This window comes from uncultured Leptotrichia sp. (genome assembly GCF_938036635.1).
In the GTDB taxonomy this organism is placed as follows: Bacteria; Fusobacteriota; Fusobacteriia; order Fusobacteriales; family Leptotrichiaceae; genus Leptotrichia; species Leptotrichia hongkongensis.
Genome location: NZ_CALHQO010000442.1, coordinates 1 through 1,431, shown reverse-complemented (window position 1 = coordinate 1,431; position 1,431 = coordinate 1). Strand labels below are relative to the sequence as shown.

1 protein-coding gene is annotated in these 1,431 nt (G+C 31.2%); it reads right to left on the bottom strand.

All coding sequences use genetic code 11. The features are described 5' to 3' along the window. The coding region (locus Q0370_RS08825; protein ID WP_299574766.1) for a subtype B tannase at positions 1 to 1,300 on the bottom strand (1,300 nt) is incomplete at its 3' end. Positions 1,301 to 1,431: the final 131 nt, after the last annotated feature.

The window sequence follows — 1,431 nt, the reverse complement described above, 5'->3', positions numbered from 1 at the left end:
AATGCTTATTGTTCGTAGTTTCATCTCCAAATTCGTTATTTTCCCCTGTTGACAAATCTACATTGTCAAATGCCCCTGGCGTTTTTTGTCTACCCATATAAGCCACATATTTATCATAATCCAAATCTACAACTTTACCATTTTTTATTGTCAAAAATTCAAATTCCGATAAATCAGTCCCTTTCTTCAAAGCAGTATTTGCAGAATCAATATAATATTGCTTAATCTGATCCTTAAAACTTCCATTTCCATTTTTATCCAATGTTAAAAGTTTTCCATTTTTACCTTTTAATTTTAAGCTATTTAAATAGGCAGGAAACATTTTCTTCAAATCATTTGAACGTGAAATTTCATCATCAGTCAACGTACCTTCAGTATATTTTCTTTCCACATTGTAGTCTAACATTGAAATCTCTATCTTTTTATACGTTTTTACATCGTTAAACATCCATTCGTAAGCTGTATTCGCATTATCCAAGTTAGTTATTGGACAATAAGCTGACACGGCGTAAATATCATCTCTTGCATTCAATGCGCCAATTTCCTTTAGATATGGTTCATAATCCTTATTATTCCCAGTCGCTCCGAGCAAAGCCGAAACAGCTCCTCCAGCACTTGTCCCATTGGAAATAATTCTATCCGCTCTTCCTGGCATTCTAGTATCATTATATCGTAAATATCTAACAGCCGCCTTCAAATCTACAATTACAGCAGGTGCCTTTCCAGTATACTTCCCATCTTTTTCCAAAGTTCTACCTCTAGCTCCAGGACTTGCCACGACATATCCATTTGATAATGCGACTAGTGAAGCATCCGGCTTTCCGTCTCTTCCATTTCCAGGCATTCCAGCTGCTCCAGGCATATATCCTCCAACAGTATTTGGAAAAAATATTGGTGCACTTTTCGCATTATATTTTCCAACTGACTTATTTTTAAAATATTCTTCTGGAATATAGATATTTATAGTTTGATAAGCAATATCAACTGGTTTTGCAACATAAACTATATTTTCATAAGCACGATAAGTAACTGTTTTACCATTAACAGTAGCTGTCTTGGTCGTATAATTCTTATTTACATCAAAATTTAAATTATAACCATTTTCTGTTTTATTTGTTATCATATCTTCGGTTATTACTTTTTTATTCATAGGTGCTCCCATTTGTGGCTTTTTATCTTCATTCTTATTCACTTCAATATTTTTATGATTTTTACTAGAATCTACTAATCCTTTTTTATTATCAGTAGCCATTGAAAAAGCTGAAATCAATAAACTCATTATAATCAATTTTTTCTTCATAGTTTATCTCCTTTTATTTTTACGAAATAGATATGTTCGATAACCTAAGTTTTTTAATTTCTATTTTTTTTATACTTTTTAACAATTTACTAAAATTTCTTGTTATTATGCTCAAACCTATTTAAAATTAA